The sequence below is a fragment of the Limnobaculum parvum genome (assembly GCF_003096015.2).
In the GTDB taxonomy this organism is placed as follows: domain Bacteria; phylum Pseudomonadota; class Gammaproteobacteria; order Enterobacterales; family Enterobacteriaceae; genus Limnobaculum; species Limnobaculum parvum.
This window is the reverse complement of sequence record NZ_CP029185.2, coordinates 507652-525326: the sequence shown is the minus strand read 5'-3', so window position 1 is coordinate 525326 and position 17675 is coordinate 507652. Positions and strand designations below refer to the sequence as shown.

Annotated in this window: 16 protein-coding genes; 7 read left to right on the top strand and 9 right to left on the bottom strand. The window is 44.9% G+C overall.

What is annotated here, in order from left to right:
* The first annotated feature begins 123 nt into the window (after positions 1-123).
* The gene (locus HYN51_RS01790) at positions 124-381 is read left to right on the top strand and encodes a helix-turn-helix domain-containing protein (protein WP_108901273.1); all 258 of its coding nucleotides are present in this window, start codon (positions 124-126) and stop codon (positions 379-381) included.
* An 85-nt stretch (positions 382-466) separates the two neighbouring features.
* Here the strand turns inward: HYN51_RS01790 and mdh are convergent, their stop codons facing one another.
* Positions 467-1405 (bottom strand): malate dehydrogenase, encoded by a 939-nt coding sequence (gene mdh / locus HYN51_RS01785; protein WP_108901272.1) that lies wholly within the window; start codon positions 1403-1405, stop codon positions 467-469.
* A 288-nt stretch (positions 1406-1693) separates the two neighbouring features.
* On the opposite strand from mdh, the gene argR reads away from it, so the two are divergent.
* Positions 1694-2164 (top strand): transcriptional regulator ArgR, encoded by a 471-nt coding sequence (argR, locus tag HYN51_RS01780; protein ID WP_108901271.1) that lies wholly within the window; start codon positions 1694-1696, stop codon positions 2162-2164.
* A gap of 56 nt (positions 2165-2220) precedes the next feature.
* On the opposite strand, the gene mpl is transcribed toward argR, so the two are convergent.
* A complete protein-coding gene (mpl, locus tag HYN51_RS01775) occupies positions 2221-3594 on the bottom strand; it encodes a UDP-N-acetylmuramate:L-alanyl-gamma-D-glutamyl-meso-diaminopimelate ligase (protein WP_108901270.1) in 1374 nt (457 codons plus the stop codon).
* A gap of 171 nt (positions 3595-3765) precedes the next feature.
* On the opposite strand from mpl, the gene fbp reads away from it, so the two are divergent.
* Together fbp and ppa are read left to right on the top strand one after the other, a co-directional pair.
* The gene (gene fbp / locus HYN51_RS01770; RefSeq protein WP_108901269.1) at positions 3766-4770 is read left to right on the top strand and encodes a class 1 fructose-bisphosphatase; all 1005 of its coding nucleotides are present in this window, start codon (positions 3766-3768) and stop codon (positions 4768-4770) included.
* Between the two features lie 550 nt (positions 4771-5320).
* Complete coding sequence (gene ppa, locus HYN51_RS01765; protein WP_108901268.1) at positions 5321-5848, top strand: inorganic diphosphatase; 528 nt, start codon at positions 5321-5323, stop codon at positions 5846-5848.
* A gap of 86 nt (positions 5849-5934) precedes the next feature.
* Here the strand turns inward: ppa and HYN51_RS01760 are convergent, their stop codons facing one another.
* Genes HYN51_RS01760 through tamA form a run of 3 tightly spaced genes read right to left on the bottom strand, consistent with a single transcriptional unit; the run spans position 5935 to position 11734 of the window.
* Positions 5935-6282, bottom strand: a complete 348-nt coding sequence (locus HYN51_RS01760; RefSeq protein WP_108901267.1) for a gamma-glutamylcyclotransferase family protein — start codon at positions 6280-6282, stop codon at positions 5935-5937.
* Between the two features lie 2 nt (positions 6283-6284).
* Positions 6285-10031, bottom strand: coding sequence for an autotransporter assembly complex protein TamB (tamB, locus tag HYN51_RS01755; protein ID WP_108901266.1), 3747 nt, complete (start codon positions 10029-10031; stop codon positions 6285-6287).
* Between the two features lie 2 nt (positions 10032-10033).
* Positions 10034-11734, bottom strand: a complete 1701-nt coding sequence (gene tamA / locus HYN51_RS01750; protein ID WP_108901265.1) for an autotransporter assembly complex protein TamA — start codon at positions 11732-11734, stop codon at positions 10034-10036.
* A 218-nt stretch (positions 11735-11952) separates the two neighbouring features.
* On the opposite strand from tamA, the gene msrA reads away from it, so the two are divergent.
* Both msrA and HYN51_RS01740 read left to right on the top strand, forming a co-directional pair.
* Positions 11953-12591 carry a peptide-methionine (S)-S-oxide reductase MsrA gene (gene msrA / locus HYN51_RS01745; RefSeq protein ID WP_108901264.1) on the top strand — a complete coding sequence of 213 codons (639 nt, stop codon included), beginning with the start codon at positions 11953-11955 and terminating at the stop codon, positions 12589-12591.
* 144 nt (positions 12592-12735) lie between these two features.
* Positions 12736-14073: a hemolysin family protein gene (locus tag HYN51_RS01740; RefSeq protein WP_108901263.1), complete on the top strand. Its 1338-nt coding sequence runs from the start codon at positions 12736-12738 to the stop codon at positions 14071-14073.
* Between the two features lie 82 nt (positions 14074-14155).
* Here the strand turns inward: HYN51_RS01740 and HYN51_RS01735 are convergent, their stop codons facing one another.
* The 3 genes from HYN51_RS01735 to fklB form a co-directional block, all read right to left on the bottom strand.
* Entirely contained in the window at positions 14156-14362 is a 207-nt protein-coding gene (locus HYN51_RS01735) for a DUF1107 domain-containing protein (RefSeq protein ID WP_108901262.1), read from the bottom strand.
* Positions 14363-14609: 247 nt separating this feature from the next.
* Positions 14610-15386: a 3'(2'),5'-bisphosphate nucleotidase CysQ gene (cysQ, locus tag HYN51_RS01730; protein WP_108901261.1), complete on the bottom strand. Its 777-nt coding sequence runs from the start codon at positions 15384-15386 to the stop codon at positions 14610-14612.
* 140 nt (positions 15387-15526) lie between these two features.
* On the bottom strand, positions 15527-16147 hold the full coding sequence (gene fklB, locus HYN51_RS01725; RefSeq protein WP_108901260.1) for an FKBP-type peptidyl-prolyl cis-trans isomerase: 621 nt from the start codon (positions 16145-16147) through the stop codon (positions 15527-15529).
* A gap of 429 nt (positions 16148-16576) precedes the next feature.
* On the opposite strand from fklB, the gene HYN51_RS01720 reads away from it, so the two are divergent.
* Positions 16577-17248 carry a LysM-like peptidoglycan-binding domain-containing protein gene (locus tag HYN51_RS01720; RefSeq protein ID WP_108901259.1) on the top strand — a complete coding sequence of 224 codons (672 nt, stop codon included), beginning with the start codon at positions 16577-16579 and terminating at the stop codon, positions 17246-17248.
* Here HYN51_RS01720 and HYN51_RS01715 read toward each other — a convergent pair.
* Positions 17208-17669 carry a DUF488 domain-containing protein gene (locus HYN51_RS01715; RefSeq protein ID WP_329958624.1) on the bottom strand — a complete coding sequence of 154 codons (462 nt, stop codon included), beginning with the start codon at positions 17667-17669 and terminating at the stop codon, positions 17208-17210. The two genes, HYN51_RS01720 and HYN51_RS01715, sit on opposite strands and share 41 nt — an antisense overlap.
* Positions 17670-17675 lie beyond the last annotated feature (6 nt).

Sequence of the window (17675 nt, the reverse complement as noted above, 5' to 3'; positions counted from 1 at the left end):
TTTGAATTATATTGAGAAATTTGTTGATATAAATTTTACCAAAAATCAATATACTCAATGAATATTGTGTTATCTATCCCTTATAAACGACAAGTTTATACTGACTTTAAAAGGAAACATTGAATGATTTCAAGGAAAGAAGATTGGCATTCTGCAGATATCATTGCCGCCTTACGCAAACGAGGTACCACATTAGCAGCTTTATCACGCCAATCCGGTTTAAGTTCATCTACTTTAGCCAATGCGCTCGTCCGTCCGTGGCCCAAGGGAGAAAGGATTATTGCAGAAGCATTAGAAAAACACCCTTCTGAAATTTGGCCCAGCAGATACTTAAAGATAAAAAACAATCGATTGCATTCTGATGAAAAAGAACCTACCTGATAGCCGTAGACATGACATTAAGTGAAAAAAACCGCTACCGAAATACTTTCGATAGCGGTCTGATCTCACTTATTCTAAGAGGAAATTATCCCTGAATGAATTTTTCACCCAGTTCAATATCTTTGTGCAATACGTCCAGCATTGAATCCAGCGCTTGTTGTTCAAACGCGCTTAATGTGCCGATCGCTTTTCTGCTCTCAATACCATTCTTACCTAATACTAACTGCTGGGCGAAGAAGCGGGCATACTTACCATCACCCTCAACATAAGCACACTCAACGACGCCTTGTTCCCCGTGTAATCCGCGCAGCAGGGACAACGCAAAACGCGCTGCCGCTTGCCCCATTGATAGGGTTGCCGATCCGCCACCAGCTTTAGCTTCGACCACTTCGGTACCTGCGTTTTGAATACGTTTAGTGAGTGACTCGATTTCAGCATCGGTAAAGCTTATGCCAGGAATTTGTGATAACAGAGGCAAAATGGTTACGCCTGAATGACCGCCAATAACGGCAACTTCTACGTCAGTAGGTAACTTACCTTTCAGATCTGCAACAAAAGTATTAGAACGGATAATGTCCAGCGTGGTGATACCAAACAGTTTATTTTTGTCATAAACGCCAGCTTTCTTTAATACTTCTGCGGCAATAGCAACAGTGGTATTAACTGGGTTAGTGATGATACCAATACACGCTTTTGGACATACCTGAGCTACCTGTTCTACCAGATTACGTACAATACCCGCATTAATATTAAATAAATCGGAGCGATCCATGCCGGGTTTACGTGCAACACCTGCAGAAATTAAAACAATATCTGCACCTTGCAGAGCTGGTTTAGCATCTTCACCGCTAAAACCGGTGATTTTAACTGCTGTCGGAATATGACTTAAATCAACAGCAACCCCCGGAGTAACCGGCGCGATATCATAGAGAGATAACTCAGAATTCGCAGGAAGCTGCGTTTTCAGTAACAGGGCTAAAGCCTGACCAATTCCACCGGCTGCGCCAAGAACTGTAATTTTCATTCATTACTCCTTTTATTTTTGCTTATTTTGATGTGTAACTAAAATGCAACATCAAGCTTAGAGGATCGTGAGCATAATCACCAATCCTTAGATTTAAGATTGAGATATGCTGCAAAGAATAATTAATTAAAAACATTATGGTCACATAAATAGGGAATTAAAAACATTTTGGTCGCGAGAATCAGGAGTTAAACGCATTTTAATCACAGCAATGAGTAAAGACTTTTGAGTACTCGGTCATTTTTATTCATAATACTAGTATTGTTATCCAACTATCGACGGTGCACGATGCGAAGCCCAACAAAACAAGATGATTTGGTGAAGGCGTTTAAAGCGCTGTTAAAAGAAGAAAAACTCAGCTCTCAGGGTGAAATTGTTCAGGCTTTACAGGATGAAGGCTTTGAGAACATTAATCAGTCCAAAGTCTCACGCATGCTAACCAAATTTGGCGCAGTACGAATTCGTAACGCTAAAATGGAGATGGTGTACTGCCTACCCACTGAACTCGGGGTGCCGACTGCAACTAGCCCACTGAAGAACCTGATTCTGGATATTGATTACAACGATGCCTTGGTAGTGATCCGCACCAGCCCCGGCGCAGCACAGCTTCTGGCTCGATTACTCGATTCAATTGGTAAATCAGAGGGAATTCTCGGCACTATCGCCGGAGATGACACGATTTTCACTACCCCTGCCAGAGGGTTTAGCGTAGAACAACTTTACGAAGCAATTCTCGATTTGTTTGAGCAGGAGCTCTAATCCTGCTTAAAAAACTAAGGCCTTCCGGAGAAGGCCTTTTTATTTATCAATTCAAGTTACTGGGTATCTTTCTGCTTTTGTTTTAACCCAGCCAACAGCTTATCGTGAATGCCACCAAAGCCGCCGTTACTCATTACCAGAATGTTGTCACCCGGCTGAGCGCTGCGAACAATCATATCTACCAACGCGTCCAAGTCGCCAGACCAGTGAGCAGGCTGAATACAGGCATCGGTTACATCAGTAACCTGCCAAGGAAGGTTTGCCGGCTGCAGCAAGAATACCTCATCCGCCCGGCCAAATGCAGGAGCCAGTTCATCTTTGCTCACTCCCATCTTCATAGTGTTTGAGCGAGGTTCCAGCACTGCCAGAATACGCGCTGTCCCGCCAACTTTACTTCGCAGAGCCGTTAGGGTTGCTAAAATTGCGGTTGGATGATGAGCAAAATCATCATAAACGGTAACACCATTAGCCTCACCACGTAACTCCAGACGACGACGGGCGTTAATAAAGTCATCCAAAGCACGGCAGGCATCCTGGGGTTGAACGCCAACATGACGAGCTGCAGCGATGGCCATCAGACCATTTTGCATATTGTGCTCACCTACCAGCGACCAGTTAACCTCACCAACCACCTCACCATTTAATAACACCTGATAGTGGCTGGCATCGACCGTGAGCTTATGCGCCGCCCATGTGTACCCTTCACCGGTAGTTTCTAATTCACTCCAGCACCCCATATTAATCACATGCTTTAAGTTCAAATCGTTTTCTGGCAGTAAAATCTTGCCTTGTCCCGGAACTAAACGCACCAGATGGTGGAACTGTTTTTGGATTGCTCGTAAATCTTCAAATATATCCGCATGATCGAACTCAAGGTTATTCAGGACCAGAGTACGAGGGCAGTAGTGCACAAATTTAGAACGCTTATCAAAGAAGGCACTATCATACTCATCGGCCTCAATCACAAAAAACGGACTGTCGCCCAAACGAGCAGAAACATCGAAATTTCCCGGCACACCACCAATAACAAAACCGGGCTTATAGCCGCAGCTTTCCAGAATCCAGGTCGCCATACCAGCGGTAGTCGTTTTGCCGTGCGTCCCCGCTATGGCAACCACCCAACGATCGCGCAGTACATTGTCATGTAACCACTGAGGTCCAGACATGTAGGGGATACCCTCTTCCAGCACCGTTTCAACACAAGGATTACCACGCCCCATCGCATTACCAATAATGACCAGATCGGGACGAGGATTAAGCTGTGATGGAGCATATCCCTGAATCAAGTCGATACCTTGCTTTTCTAACAGCGTACTCATCGGTGGATAAACGTTAGCGTCAGAACCTGTGACTTGATGCCCTAGGGCACGGGCCAACATGGCAATACCGCCCATGAAAGTGCCACAAATACCAAGAATATGAATATGCATTATATTTCCAGTTTTTGGTGTATCGAGTTAGCTCTCATTCTAACGCCTCAGATAGGTTATAAGAAGGGGAATAACCTATCAATTTCTTTAACCTTTAGTTAAAATTTCCTTCCACATAACACGGATGGCATACAATCGCCATTATACCTTTGGTTGACTCAGGAATCGTTCATGAAAACGTTAGGCGAATTTATCGTCGAGAAGCAACAAGATTTCCCTCACGCGACAGGTGAGCTTACGTCACTGCTTTCAGCAATTAAGCTAGGCGCTAAAATTATTCACCGTGACATTAACAAAGCGGGCCTAGTTGATATTCTCGGGACAAACGGCATTTCTAACGTACAGGGTGAAGCTCAGATGAAGCTTGATCTGTATGCCAACGAAAAGCTTAAGGCGGCCTTAATCGCCCGTGGTGAAGTGGCAGGTATTGCCTCAGAAGAAGAAGATGACATTGTTGTTTTTGAAGGCGAGCGCGCCACTCATGCAAAATATGTTGTTTTAATGGATCCATTGGATGGTTCTTCAAATATCGATGTAAACGTCTCGGTCGGTACAATTTTCTCTATCTACCGTCGTATTACGCCAATTGGTCAGCCAATCACTGAAGCTGACTTCTTACAGCCAGGTAATCGCCAGGTTGCTGCCGGATATGTGGTTTATGGTTCATCAACCATGCTGGTATACACTACGGGTGTTGGTGTGCATGCCTTTACCTACGACTCTTCCATTGGGGTGTTCTGTCTGTCCCATGAAAAGGTTCGTTTCCCGAGCAAGGGGAATATGTATTCCATCAACGAAGGTAACTATATTAAGTTTCCATTAGGGGTTAAGAAATACCTCAAATTCTGTCAGGAGCAGGATGAATCTACCGGTCGTCCTTATACCTCCCGATATATTGGTTCTTTGGTAGCAGACTTCCACCGCAATCTGCTAAAGGGGGGCATTTATCTCTACCCAAGCACCGCTTCACACCCGAAAGGTAAGCTTCGTTTACTGTACGAATGCAACCCAATGGCCTTTCTGGCTGAACAGGCTGGCGGCCGCGCCAGCGATGGATTCAAACGTATTCTGGACATTGTGCCGCAAGAGCTTCACCAGCGTATGCCACTGTTTATCGGCACAGAATCCATGGTTAAAGATGCTGAGCGCTTCATGCATAACTATCCAGATGAGTAATATTTTTCATCTATAAGTAAAAGCAAGTTATAACGGGCAGATATTTCTGCCCGTTTTCATTTTCACTGCATAAGGAATTTAATAAATTCAATGTATTATTCATATCTATTTACATTACCAAAATCATCATTATTTAACGATGTGTATAAAATTAACGCGTTATCATTGTTTACATTTATAAAACATTTATAATCAGTGCGGTTTACAATTTTCTGAGACTAGGCAATGAATAACTTCATACACAAAAGTATTATTGCGTTGATTTCTATCTGTGCATTATCCGGCATCGGTGGCGTTGCGCTTGCAGGTTTAATCATCTACACCCACTCGATTTCCTAATAGCGTTACTTCATTTCTCATGACCAGAGAGTCAATATCTTCTGGCTGTTTTTGCATTCTTGTAAACGTTCCCCCGTCGATGCTTCAACTAATCTTTCTGATTGATGATTAATTAAAAGCAATCTCGTCAAAAATTGAAGATTCCGTTCCAGAGTCGGCTATAATAGGCGCCAACTGTAACCCAACTTTATTTGAGTAAAAGGAAATAGAGATGAGCCTTAATTTAGTCCCGGCAGGGAAAGACCTTCCGGAAGATATCTATGTTGTAATTGAAATTCCTGCCAATGCCGATCCGATCAAATACGAAGTAGACAAAGAGACCGGCGCTATTTTTGTTGACCGTTTTATGTCAACCGCCATGTTCTATCCATGCAACTATGGTTACATTAACCACACATTATCTCTGGATGGGGATCCGGTTGACGTTTTAGTCCCAACGCCTTATCCACTGCTGCCAGGTTCTGTTATTCGCTGCCGTCCAGTTGGCGTACTGAAGATGACTGATGAATCAGGCGAAGACGCTAAGTTAGTTGCCGTACCTCACACTAAGCTGAGCAAAGAATACGATCACATCAAAGATGTTAACGACTTGCCTGAGCTGCTACGTGCACAAATCACTCACTTCTTCGAACATTATAAAGATTTAGAAAAAGGCAAATGGGTGAAAGTTGACGGTTGGGATAACGCTGCCGCCGCTAAAGCTGAAATCATGGCCTCTTTCGAACGCGCTAAGAAGTAATACAGCTTTTAATCAACGTAAAAAGAGCGCTAATTAGCGCTCTTTTTTGTAGTCATTTCTTGGTGACAAATAACACCTAGCATGAATTATTCATCATCTTTACGATGAACCCAATCACCGCTATCAATACGCTTTAACCCGTCAACTGAATGCAGATATAAATACATCCAGGCACTGCCATAAGGCGTTTTAACCAACTCTCTCTTATAGTCCCGCGTATCGTTTTTCAACTCATCAAGCTCAGCCAGAATAGATGAATCGATGCGATAAACCTCGCAATCGATCTCTCCTTCACCTTTAATTACAGCAGGGTAATGCCCTAAATCATACAGCTCGTAGCCAGCAATGCGATATTCACCAAGCCACTGGGCGTTTGTCATCCAGTGACTATTACCCTGACCCCGTCGTAAACTACCATAAACAATAATTCGCATAATCAAAACTCAAACTGATAAAGCAAATCCAACGCCTGATCGATGCCAGACACCGCTTCAAGATACAATTTTGGTATCAGCCGATAGCGTAAAGTTAATGTTGCCAGCGAGTCAAAAATCCCTACACCATATTTTACCTGTAAGCCTGGCATAATATAGCCACTCACAACAACAGAAGAGCTGTCGCCAACGCCTTGCGTATCCAGTGATAAATTTTTAACGCCAAAAGCTTCACCGATCTGTCCAACCAGTTTACCGCTCTTGGCAACGCCTATTCCAATCAGCATCGAAGTCATCATATCACTGTCACCACCACCACTGTCCAGCCCCTGCCCCCTGAGCAGATAAGATAGCGCCTGTTCCTGTGACATTGCCGGATCGGAGAAAATCTCTACTTTCGGTTCACTGGCAAGCCCGGTAACGCGAACCCCCGCGGTAACATCATTCTCTGTCGCATCAGGATTACGAATAGCTTCCAGATTCAACATTGGCTGATCGGCTGCTCCGGCAAACAGAATTTGACCTTTACGAATCACCAAATCCTGCCCATAAGCGCGAAAAGAACCGTCTGGAATATTAACCTGACCGTTTAAGCCTAGCCCTTTTTTATCCTGAGCAACTTTTAAATCACCCTGTAAACGTGCTTTCAAACCAAATGCATTAATTGCAACGTTATTACCGATATGAATAACTAAATTGCTATTAATTGGTATTGATGTGGTTCTGGCTTCAATCGGTTTTAGCTGTTTGTCCAGCATCACTTCATCAGAAGAGACACCCGTAGCACTTTCAGGTATCTCTTCTACTGAGATCCTAGCCCACGGCACACCGACAGAACCGTTTAATGTCAGCAATTGAGGTGTTGCCTCAAAAACAATATCAGGAGACACATCAAGCAACACGGTTGGTGGCATAGAAATGCGAATCCGGTCGCCTTTTGCCGTGATTGATGCTCGCCATGCATCAATTTGACGCCAGTCTGCATTTCCCCCAAGACTCAATGAACCTTTCTCTGTCTGGATAAGGCCGGTTAGTTCAGAGCTGGTACCATTGAAGTTCAGAGCAATACGACCATCTTTAACCGTCAGAGGGATCATCTGGGTATTCAACTTCAGTTGATCAAGTACCAGAGGGCCAGAAATTTTGGGGTTTTGCGCATTGCCGGATAAACTTAAATTAGCATTCAACAGGCCATCCGCTTTTTCACTACTCAGCAGTACCGGCTTTAACAATGCGAGAGAAAGTGCATCAATTTTCACATTACCGGACAAGCTGCGGCTGTTTTGCGGGTCATTCACCTGAATATTGCCGTTAAAGCTGCCGTTATTCGCTATTTTCATCAGCCAGTTAAGCTGAGCACGATTCCCCGTCAGGTTAGCATCCAGCTTCATATCATCCAACACCATAGGCAATGGACGGCCATTAACAATTTGGGTTACGGCTACCCCATCCCCTTTCAACTGTACTTTTGCCTGAGGCAATCCACCGTTTGCTTTCCAACTGATATCAGCATTACCGCTAAATACCCCTTTGGCTTTAGTGTCTCTATCCAGTAATGGGGACAACATGGCTAAGTCAAAACGGCTAAGCACAATGGAAGCCTGACCCGTTGGCCCTGCTTCTATGGTTTTTGGTACACAAAGTTCAGCATTCGGGTTACGCCAGCAGTGAGAACCAATACTGATGGTTTGCTGTGCGTTACGATAATCCAACGCAACATCTTGCGAAGTTTTCCATTCACCAACAGGGGTATCGAATCGGGTATTACCCAACACGCCTTTCCAATGCTCGCTGGCCCGATCAAAACTACCGGATAATGCCAACTGACCAGAGACCGGTTTACCATCAATATTCAGCTTAAGATGATGCTTAGTTTCACTCCCCTCTGCATCAAGATTCAGTTGGCTGACATTTAAGTCGCCCTGTTTCAAACCGCTTATGGCTAATGTCAGAATTCCTTTTACCTGTGATTCTGAGGTGATATCGCTGTTCAAAGTAACCTTAGCGATCTGCATATCCTGCCAGCCTAAACCATTTGCTGTTACATCGGCCAACAGTTGAGGGGCTTTGGCATTTCCTCTGAGTTTCACTGTACCCTTAGCGACACCGCTTAATCCCGGTAGCATTCCTGTCAGCTTAGGTGCATCAATATCAGCATCTAACACCCATTTGTCAGCCAGATCCCCTTTAACATCGAGTGTATTAGGACCCAGTACCAGATTAATACCAGGAATAACCCACTGACCGGCGTCATTCCCTTTTAACGATCCCGAGGCACTCAGGCGGTTTTGCTTCACCTGACCATTCAGATTAAGCTCCGACACATCAACCTGCCAGCTTCCACCATTCAAGCTGCCTTTAGTGCTCACTTTCCCGTTGAGGCTGACTGGCCATTCGGGCCATTGTTTTACCGTATTGATACCATCAAGGGTTAACAATGAGCGCCAACTTATGGCGTTACTCCAGTCAACAACGCCATTCATCTCGGCCTTGCCTTGTAAAGCATTCAAACGCAAACGCGATAAATTGAACTGTTGAATATTGCCTTTACCATCAACCTGCACATTAGCAGGAGGAATATCGGTTCCTTCAACGGCTGAACGTAAAGACAGCGCGTAATCAGTTGCCTTTCCTGTCAAGCGTAAGCGAGTATCATTAACTTTATAATCGGTTTTTCCCATCAGCGGCCAACGTACCTGCTTACTTTCCAACGTTAGTGCAAGCGGTAATCCTGCGGTTGCTAACTCGGTTTCTGCTTTTAGCTGGGCACTAACCGGGCCAGACGCATTGAGATAGACAGTTAACCGGTCAGTAACTTCGCCACTCACAACTAACTTAACTTTCTCGCCTTTTAGGGAAGGGTCATTTACCGTACCGTTGAGCGTAAGATTCACCGGCCAGTTACCATGCATTGTGACGTCACCCACCAGTGCAGCAATGCCCTCTGGTGCATTCACTTTTAATGACTGAATCTGAATATGGGACTCTTTGCTAACGGCCTGTAGCGCCAAACGATCTATCTGTATTGGTGTACTTCCAGCCAGGCGCAAATCTTCACCAATCAAACTTGGCAGATTGAAATCCATCGGCAAAGGTACTTCCGGCAATGATGCCAGTAGAGGCTCGGCGAACAGTTGCTTCAGCATCTCTCCGGTGGTTTGCTGTGTACCAGTCGGAGCAGGTGCCGGTTCAGACGACGTCGGTAACACCACCAATAATTGGCGAATCGTGGTTGGAAGGATAGATACTTCACGCTGCTGCCAGTTAGCTGCGCTGCGGAACTCATTCAAGCTAATGGCAATATCATCAACGGTAACCTTGACGTTATTTAAACGAAGCAGGTTAAGCGCAATGGGATAAGGCGTCTGAATATCCGTAACCGGTTGGCTTGCTGGATCGTCAAGAACATCAGACAATGGGATCTGGCTGGTATTAACCTTAACATCAACGTCTGTGGCGGTAATGGCATTAACACAAATTTTCTTCTCGGAGATACAATCCAGATTCACCGACAAATGAAATTCACCGACACCAACATCGATACCGGGCATGACATAACTCACTTTCGACAACGTCAAATCACGCCATCCACCCTCAACGTTGCCAATTTGCAATCCTGATACCAGCCGGGGTGCCTGATTAAGTACAAAATGCAATCCGTTCTGGGTTCCCAAGAGCCAGGCCAGCGCGCCACACAGCAGCAAGATTAACAGTAACAGAGCAATCAGAACTCGTTTAATCCACTTCATCCTCATAGTTCTGGCCCTAAACCGATGTAAATTTGCATACCATGCTTATCGCTATCCCCAATAGGGGTCGCGACATCCAACTTAATCGGCCCTATCGGAGAAGCCCAGCGAACTCCAACACCGGCCCCTTTCTTAAAGGTGTAATCATCCAGTTTATTCACTGCATCACCGCCATCAGCAAAGGCAGCGGCCCACCAGTTTCCACTGACGTTGTACTGATATTCCAACGATCCGGTCGCCAGCTTGGATGCCCCAGTCAGTTTGCCATCATCGTCTTTTGGCGAGAGAGATTTATACTTATAACCTCGGATACTGCGATCGCCACCGGCAAAAAAGCGTAATGAAGGAGGCACTTTGCTGAAATCACCCGTTTCTATCCAACCCAAATTACCTCTGGCAATAAAACGGTGCTTATCCCACAAAGAACGGATCCAAACGTTTTGCGCCTGAACCACCGCAAAATCCACATCAGAGCCCCAGATGGTTTCCGACACGTCTAAGGAATAACGTTGGCTATCGCCCCACATGGGCATTAGGCCGCCTCGTTGGCGAGTTCGGTTAAGACTAACGCCGGGATAGAGCAGCATAGTGGTATTAGTGACGGAACCCTGAGTAAAGTTGTCTAAACTCCAACGCAAGTTCACTGAACGCTGCCAACCGTCAGTGCTGTCCCAATATCGGGCGACGTTAAACATCCCTGAACTGGATTTAGTATCGTTTTGATCTTCATGTTTATAGCCCGATTGCAACAGGTAATACTGCTCTAACGGGCTTTTCTGTAATGGAATCTTATAACTAAAATCAAGAACTTGCTCTGGCGCCGACAGGCTGATACCGGTATCCAAACTATGACCGCGATCGTTAATCCACGGCTTCTTCCAGTTGGCTTTAACTCGGGGGCCGATATCAGTGGAATAACCGCCACCGAGCTCAATAATATTTTGTGTTCTTGGAGAAAGAACACCTTCCAGCGGTAATAGCTTATCGCCATATATCCCGTCAAAATTAGGTGAGACCACCACACTGTTAAACCAGTTGGTTGATGACAGGCGACGATTCAGTTCAGAAAGCTGGGCAGAAGTATAATATTCCCCCTCTTTGAACGGGATCAGATTCTGCAGGTAGTCATCACGAATCTGTGAACCTATAAAGGTGACTTTACCAAAGCGATAACGATCGCCACTATTAAAATCGATATCCCAGAAAGCCTGATGGAGCTCGGCCGCTACCCCTAATTGACTTCGCTCAATGCTAGCATCGAAAAAACCTCGGCGGATGGCCAGCCCAGAGAGCGAATCCTTAAAGCCGTCATAAGTACCATGATCGAGAATCGTTCCTTTTGCAGGAACATCCTTTTTCAACAGATCGATATAGAACTCATCGCTTTTCGCCTGACCAGTGATATTTATATTAGTTTGTTCAATAAGTACCGGTTCTCCCGGTGTTACGGTGGCGGTCAGTGTGGGTTTTAGTGCTAGGCCAGACGGAATAACATCAAATTTAATTTCAGGATCGTAGTAGCCTTTAGCCCGTAGCCCTTTACGGATAGTTTCTTCTACCTGACGGGTAAAACGGGGATTGTCGGATATTTCTTCTTCGGGAATAGTTGAAAGTAACGCCTCGACATTTGCCTCCAAATCACCACTTAACCCTTTTACCTCCAGACTCAGTCCCGCCGTTTTTGCCGATGACACCACCAGCATAAAGGGCAACAATAGGTAAAATACTTTGTATCGTGATTGAGGCACTACAACTCCTAAAAGAATCTATCTGATTTACTACAATGATTAACAACGTAGTAAAAGTTTAGACTAGGTATGCTTTATCTCATACCCTGTTAATTACTTGTATATTGTCGGTAAAGATTGATTCAGATACAACTGGCTTAACTCATCTTGATAAAAACACTCGGAGAAAAATTATGTTACCGACGAATATATTGGCGCTAATCTCGCCAGAAAATGCCCTTCCCGGTAGAGATATATCAATGAAAGTTGCCTCTAAGCATTTGGTTTTAAACTCATCCATGACCGATATGCCGAAAAGTATGTCCGTAGCAATTTTCGCAATGGGTTGCTTTTGGGGAGCAGAGCGTTTGTTTTGGCAACAAGCGGGGGTATATAGCACCGCGGCAGGATATAGCGGTGGCATCACGCCTAATCCAACCTATCGCGAAGTTTGCAGTGGGCAAACCGGACATGCTGAAGCAGTAAACATCGTTTTTGATCCATCGATTATCAGCTATACCGATTTACTCAAACTGTTTTGGGAAAATCACGACCCGGCTCAGGGAATGCGACAGGGAAATGATATCGGTACCCAATACCGTTCAGCTATCTATGCAACCACACCTGAGCAATTGCAGCAGGCGTTGGATAGCGAAAAAACGTTTACTAAAGCCATGAGCGACGCCAAGGACACTCGACATATCACTACTGAAATCACTATGGCTAAGCCTTTCTATTTTGCTGAAGATGAACACCAACAGTATCTGGCGAAGCACCCTAACGGTTATTGTAACCTAGGAGGTATTGGTGTTTGTCTGCCACCCGAAATTTAAAGGCATATGACAAGCGTTAACCAACTGTTATACTAACTAATGATGATGGACTAAAGCCCGTCGGTCCATGTCATTCGTTACCCTTTTTACTCGTTCAGAGTACTCAACGTTAAAGTCTATTTCCGATATAACTGCGGATAAATTATGTTAAACAGTCTATTACTGATTATTTTGTTGATCGCGATAAGTGCGTTCTTCTCTTTTGCCGAGATCTCTCTCGCCGCCTCAAGAAAAATGAGGCTGAAAATGCTGGTAGATGAAGGCAATATTAATGCAGCTCGCGTACTGGAACTACAGGCAACCCCTGGCGTTTTCTTTACCGTGGTGCAAATAGGCATTAATGCCGTAGCCATTCTGGGCGGTATTGTGGGTGATTCTATTTTCTCACCTTATGTTGCCGCTTTCCTCAGCCGCTTTATGGAGCCCGTACTTTCAGAACAACTTGGATTTATCGTTTCATTCTCTATTGTTACTAGCTTATTCATTCTGTTTGCTGACCTAACGCCAAAACGCATTGGCATGACATCACCGGAGGCAGTCGCAATCCGGATTATCAATCCAATGCGCTTCTGTATTGCCTTATTTCGCCCACTGGTTTGGTTCTTTAATGGCATGGCGACGCTAATTTGCCGCCTATTTAAAGTTCCAATGATCCGCAATGATAATATTACCTCTGACGATGTATATGCCGTATTCGAAGCCGGTGCTCTGGCTGGGGTATTACGTAAACAAGAACATGAACTGATTGAGAATGTGTTCGAACTGGAATCCAGAACAGTTCCTTCTTCCATGACCGCTCGTGAACACGTAGTCTATTTTGAGCTGGATGAACAAGAGGCGGAAATTAAAGATAAAATTGCCAACTACCCTCACTCAAAATTTTTAGTCTGTAATGGCTCCATCGATCAGATTATTGGTTATGTCGATTCCAAAGACTTACTGATTCGGGTACTGAGTAATCAGAGCCTAACGCTGAAAGGCGGCGTTCAAATTCATACCCCGCTGATTGTCCCGGATACCTTAACGCTGTCAGAAACGCTGGAAAGCTTTAAAGTTGCCGGTGAAGACTTTGCGGTCATCCTTAACGAATATGCACTGGTGGTTGGCATCATCACCCTAAAAGATGTGATGACCACACTAATGGGCGATCTGATTGGCCCAGGGCAGGAAGAACAGATCGTTGCGCGTGACGAAAGCTCATGGCTGGTTGACGGCGTAACGCCTATCGATGATGTCATGCGGGCACTATCAATTGATGAATTTCCGCAGTCAGAAAATTATGAAACTATCGGTGGTTTCATGATGTATATGTTGCGTAAGATTCCAAAGCGTACCGACTCGGTAAAATTCTTTGGCTATAAATTTGAAGTGGTTGATATCGATAGCTACAAAATCGATCAGCTTTTAGTGACGCGTTTGCAAGACAATCTGGCGGCACAATCGGAAGATAATAAAGAGAAGCAATCAAAAGAAACTGAATAAAAATTCATTATTCAGAAAACAAGATGGCCACCGTTCAGGATGGCCATCAAAGTTAACACAAAATGTGAATGTTCATTCAATCTCAGGCAAATTCAGCGCGTAGCTCCTGAACTTCCCGATTGACTTCCGCCATAACATTGAAGTGAATTTTATCACATACTTTTGGAAGCAGAATTTTCCCCATATCAAACTCAAATGCACCAATACCCTTGATGTAGAGCCTGCCACGGAAGAGAGCCTTCACATATAGCGCAATCCGTTGTGGATTGTAGCTAGGGAAGATTTTCATTTCATGTCCTCCATCATTATTGAGACTTAACGCCACTATAGCCCGGCCACCCGAACAACACATTAGTGGCGCTAGCTATCACACTTAGTTAACACGACTATTCTTGATACTCATAGACTCTTTAACGTTATTTACATAACATGCTCAAATAGCAATAAACCGATGAGTACCAATAACTGTAAGATAGAAACCAAAATTATACGAATTAAAAACTACAAAATATAAATTATGTAAAATTTAACTCTTACTAACTTAATTTATTTCGGGGGTTAGCTGATACATAAAACCCGGGATTAAGAAATGTATGAGCTGGCGCATAGTTAAGCGGAATATTATCCCAATTATTCACTTGAAGCCCTACCGCTAAAACTACCGCATGACCTGCCGCCGTATCCCAAATACAGGTTGGTCCAAAACGGGGATAGATTTGAGCATGTCCTTCCGCTATCAGGCAGAACTTCAGTGAAGAGCCAACGGCAGTTGTCTCATAATCACCTAATGACGTCAGAAATTGCTCCAATTGCTCATCCCGATGTGAGCGACTACAAACTACTTTGGGTGGATAAGCCGACTTAGGCTTAATCACCTGCCGACTTCCCTTAATCTCTTTCCAAGCACACGCGTTCTCTGCCGCATAAAGCACATCAGGTACCGGGGCATACACCACACCCATCACCGGAATACCCTGTTCAATTAACGCAATATTGACGGTAAACTCACCATTCCGGTTTAAGAACTCTTTGGTACCGTCCAGTGGATCAACTAGCCAATAACGCTGCCAGTGGCATCGCTCTTCCCATTCCTGAGGGGATTCTTCAGAAAGTACCGGGATATCCGGCGTTAGCAAAGTTAGGCCATCAACAATAACACGATGGGCAGCCAGATCGGCGGCTGTTACCGGCGAGCTATCCGCCTTAATGTGGGCTTCCAGCGGCTGCTCCCCCTGATAAACCTGTAAAATAGCCTCGCCAGCCTGACGAGACAAAAGGCAAATCGCTTCTAATGTTTCAGATACCTGCAACATAACTAACACCCATTCCTGACGATAATTCTGGCTATTCAGATTAGCGATTTTTTACATAATTGCCAGTTTGTTACCATAAACAAAATGGCCGGAGCATATTGCCCCGGCCATTTCTCATCGCATGAATAAATCAGAATCGATTACAGGATATCCAGTAATTCCACTTCAAACACCAACGTACTGAATGGCGGAATAGAAGCCCCAGCACCACGCTCGCCGTAGGCCAAATGCTGAGGAATCGTTAACTTCCACTTGGAACCCACCGGCATCAGAGTTAATGCTTCAATCCAACCAGGGATCACACCGCTTACCGGGAACTCTGCAGGTTCACCGCGCTTAACCGAACTGTCAAATACCGTACCGTCAATCAGGCTACCGGTATAATGAACCCGAACGCGATCCTGACGAGAAGGGATCGTACCCTCACCCTGAGTCAGAACTTCAAACTGTAGGCCAGACTCGGTGCTGTTCACTTCGCTACGCTTAGCATTATCTTCTAAGTAACGAACACCTTCTTCGGCCATTTTTTCCTGCTTCTCACGACGAACCTCATCGGCACGCTCATGGATTTCACGCAATGCGCGATGAACAACGTCGACTGGCACCGAAGGATGGTTGCCATGCAAAGCATCGGTTAAACCGGCTAACAGCGCTTCTGGTACCAGCCCTTCTAAACCAGACTCCTGGAGCTGTTGCCCAACTTGCAGTCCAATACCGTAGCTGGCCTGTGATTCTACGCTGTCAAAAGATGGCTTTGTCATTATGTTTCCTCAGAAAATAGCCTTAGAAAATAGATCTGGAAAGATAAATAGGGGCGAAGCATAACACAGGAAATCCAGCAGAATAAACGACAACGACAAAAGCATTGCTTGAATTATGCCTGTCGTTCTTCATGTTGCACCGCTTCTTACGATATTTTCCAGCAAAGGTTGGGCATAAAAGGATACTGAACATGGTGTGCTACGCCATCCAACGTCACCAACCGTTTTTACAAACAGTACAATCCACTATTGGAAAAAATCCAGAAAATCCGTCATGATGAATAAATAACGGCGAATTATCCCACAACAGATAGGCCTATCTGTTTATATTATTTACTTAATCTATTTTATTCGATCTATTATGGTTAAAATCACACGACTACCAGACAGCCAGTTCATGTCTGACGGAGTTCCACATGAGGTGTTGTGATGCAGGTAAATAATGTCAAACGGCGATCAGAAGGCGGTAACAATCCGCTGAAGATCCTATTATCTAAATTATGGCACTTGCCTGACCGTTTCAGTTGGATGGAACCACTTCCTTATGCTCATCGCCGTGGCGTGGTACTCGCTACTTTAATCATTCTTGGTGCTTTCTTGTGGCCCAGTGATAAAGGGGAAACCACCAGTAGCAGCAATACTCCCATTGAGCTTTCTGCGCCGGAGGCGAGCACTACGCAGCCAAATGGGCCACCGCCTGAGCCATCTCGGGCCTTAAATACACCCACGCCAACTCAACCGCCACCATTGGCTTCCCACCAGCAAACTACCGAAACACCGCCCTCCGCCTCTCCGCTTCAACCTCCAGTGATACCATCGTCAGAGCAACCCACTCACCATGAATGGAAAGCGTTTACTATCCAAAAAGGTCATACGCTGACACAGCTGTTCCGAGAGAATCACTTTATTGTTAGTGATGCATTTTTACTGGCAAAGGTTGAAGGCCCGGGAAAACCGGTTAATGCCTTAAAGGTTGGACAAAAAATCAAAGTACAGTTAACTCAGGATAAACAAGTTATGGCACTGGAAGTCGAGCTCTCAGCCAATAAATCGGCGTTGTTTACTCGCCAGAGTGATGGGCGTTTTCGGCGGGAGCATTAATCTTTTGCAGTAAAAAATCACGCAACACCACACCGTGGTTATGCTCAATATCCTTATTGCTAAAAAGTAAAGTCACCGACTGATTGTGCTGTAATAACTGTAGCAATGGTAACCAATACTCCCCGGCACTAAGCTCTGCACGATAATCATGACAAAAATCATCCCATTTCGTTGGGTTCGCATGAAAACGCTGACGTAGCTCGGTACTTGGCGCAACTTGCTTCAACCAAATAATGCCAGACAAACGTTCTTTGGTTACTCCTCGGGGCCATAAACGATCGATAAGAAAGCAATTGTCTGCTGTTGGAGGGGTAATCTCATATACCCTCACCAGATGAATATTGACCATCATATCCTCCATCGCACTGATATCAGTATCGCAGAAAAGCAAAACGCCGACATAAGCCGGCGTTTTAAACATGGTAAG

Coding starts and splice junctions, on each gene's coding strand:
- fklB (WP_108901260.1), bottom strand. CDS start 16,147: ATGACAAAGCCATCTTTTGACAGCGTAGAATCACAGGCCAGCTACGGT.
- msrA (WP_108901264.1), top strand. CDS start 11,953: ATGTTACCGACGAATATATTGGCGCTAATCTCGCCAGAAAATGCCCTT.
- HYN51_RS01735 (WP_108901262.1), bottom strand. CDS start 14,362: ATGAAAATCTTCCCTAGCTACAATCCACAACGGATTGCGCTATATGTG.
- HYN51_RS01790 (WP_108901273.1), top strand. CDS start 124: ATGATTTCAAGGAAAGAAGATTGGCATTCTGCAGATATCATTGCCGCC.
- tamB (WP_108901266.1), bottom strand. CDS start 10,031: ATGAAGTGGATTAAACGAGTTCTGATTGCTCTGTTACTGTTAATCTTG.
- tamA (WP_108901265.1), bottom strand. CDS start 11,734: ATGCTGGTGGTGTCATCGGCAAAAACGGCGGGACTGAGTCTGGAGGTA.
- argR (WP_108901271.1), top strand. CDS start 1,694: ATGCGAAGCCCAACAAAACAAGATGATTTGGTGAAGGCGTTTAAAGCG.
- cysQ (WP_108901261.1), bottom strand. CDS start 15,386: ATGTTGCAGGTATCTGAAACATTAGAAGCGATTTGCCTTTTGTCTCGT.
- HYN51_RS01740 (WP_108901263.1), top strand. CDS start 12,736: ATGTTAAACAGTCTATTACTGATTATTTTGTTGATCGCGATAAGTGCG.
- HYN51_RS01720 (WP_108901259.1), top strand. CDS start 16,577: ATGCAGGTAAATAATGTCAAACGGCGATCAGAAGGCGGTAACAATCCG.
- mdh (WP_108901272.1), bottom strand. CDS start 1,405: ATGAAAATTACAGTTCTTGGCGCAGCCGGTGGAATTGGTCAGGCTTTA.
- HYN51_RS01760 (WP_108901267.1), bottom strand. CDS start 6,282: ATGCGAATTATTGTTTATGGTAGTTTACGACGGGGTCAGGGTAATAGT.
- ppa (WP_108901268.1), top strand. CDS start 5,321: ATGAGCCTTAATTTAGTCCCGGCAGGGAAAGACCTTCCGGAAGATATC.
- HYN51_RS01715 (WP_329958624.1), bottom strand. CDS start 17,669: ATGTTTAAAACGCCGGCTTATGTCGGCGTTTTGCTTTTCTGCGATACT.
- fbp (WP_108901269.1), top strand. CDS start 3,766: ATGAAAACGTTAGGCGAATTTATCGTCGAGAAGCAACAAGATTTCCCT.
- mpl (WP_108901270.1), bottom strand. CDS start 3,594: ATGCATATTCATATTCTTGGTATTTGTGGCACTTTCATGGGCGGTATT.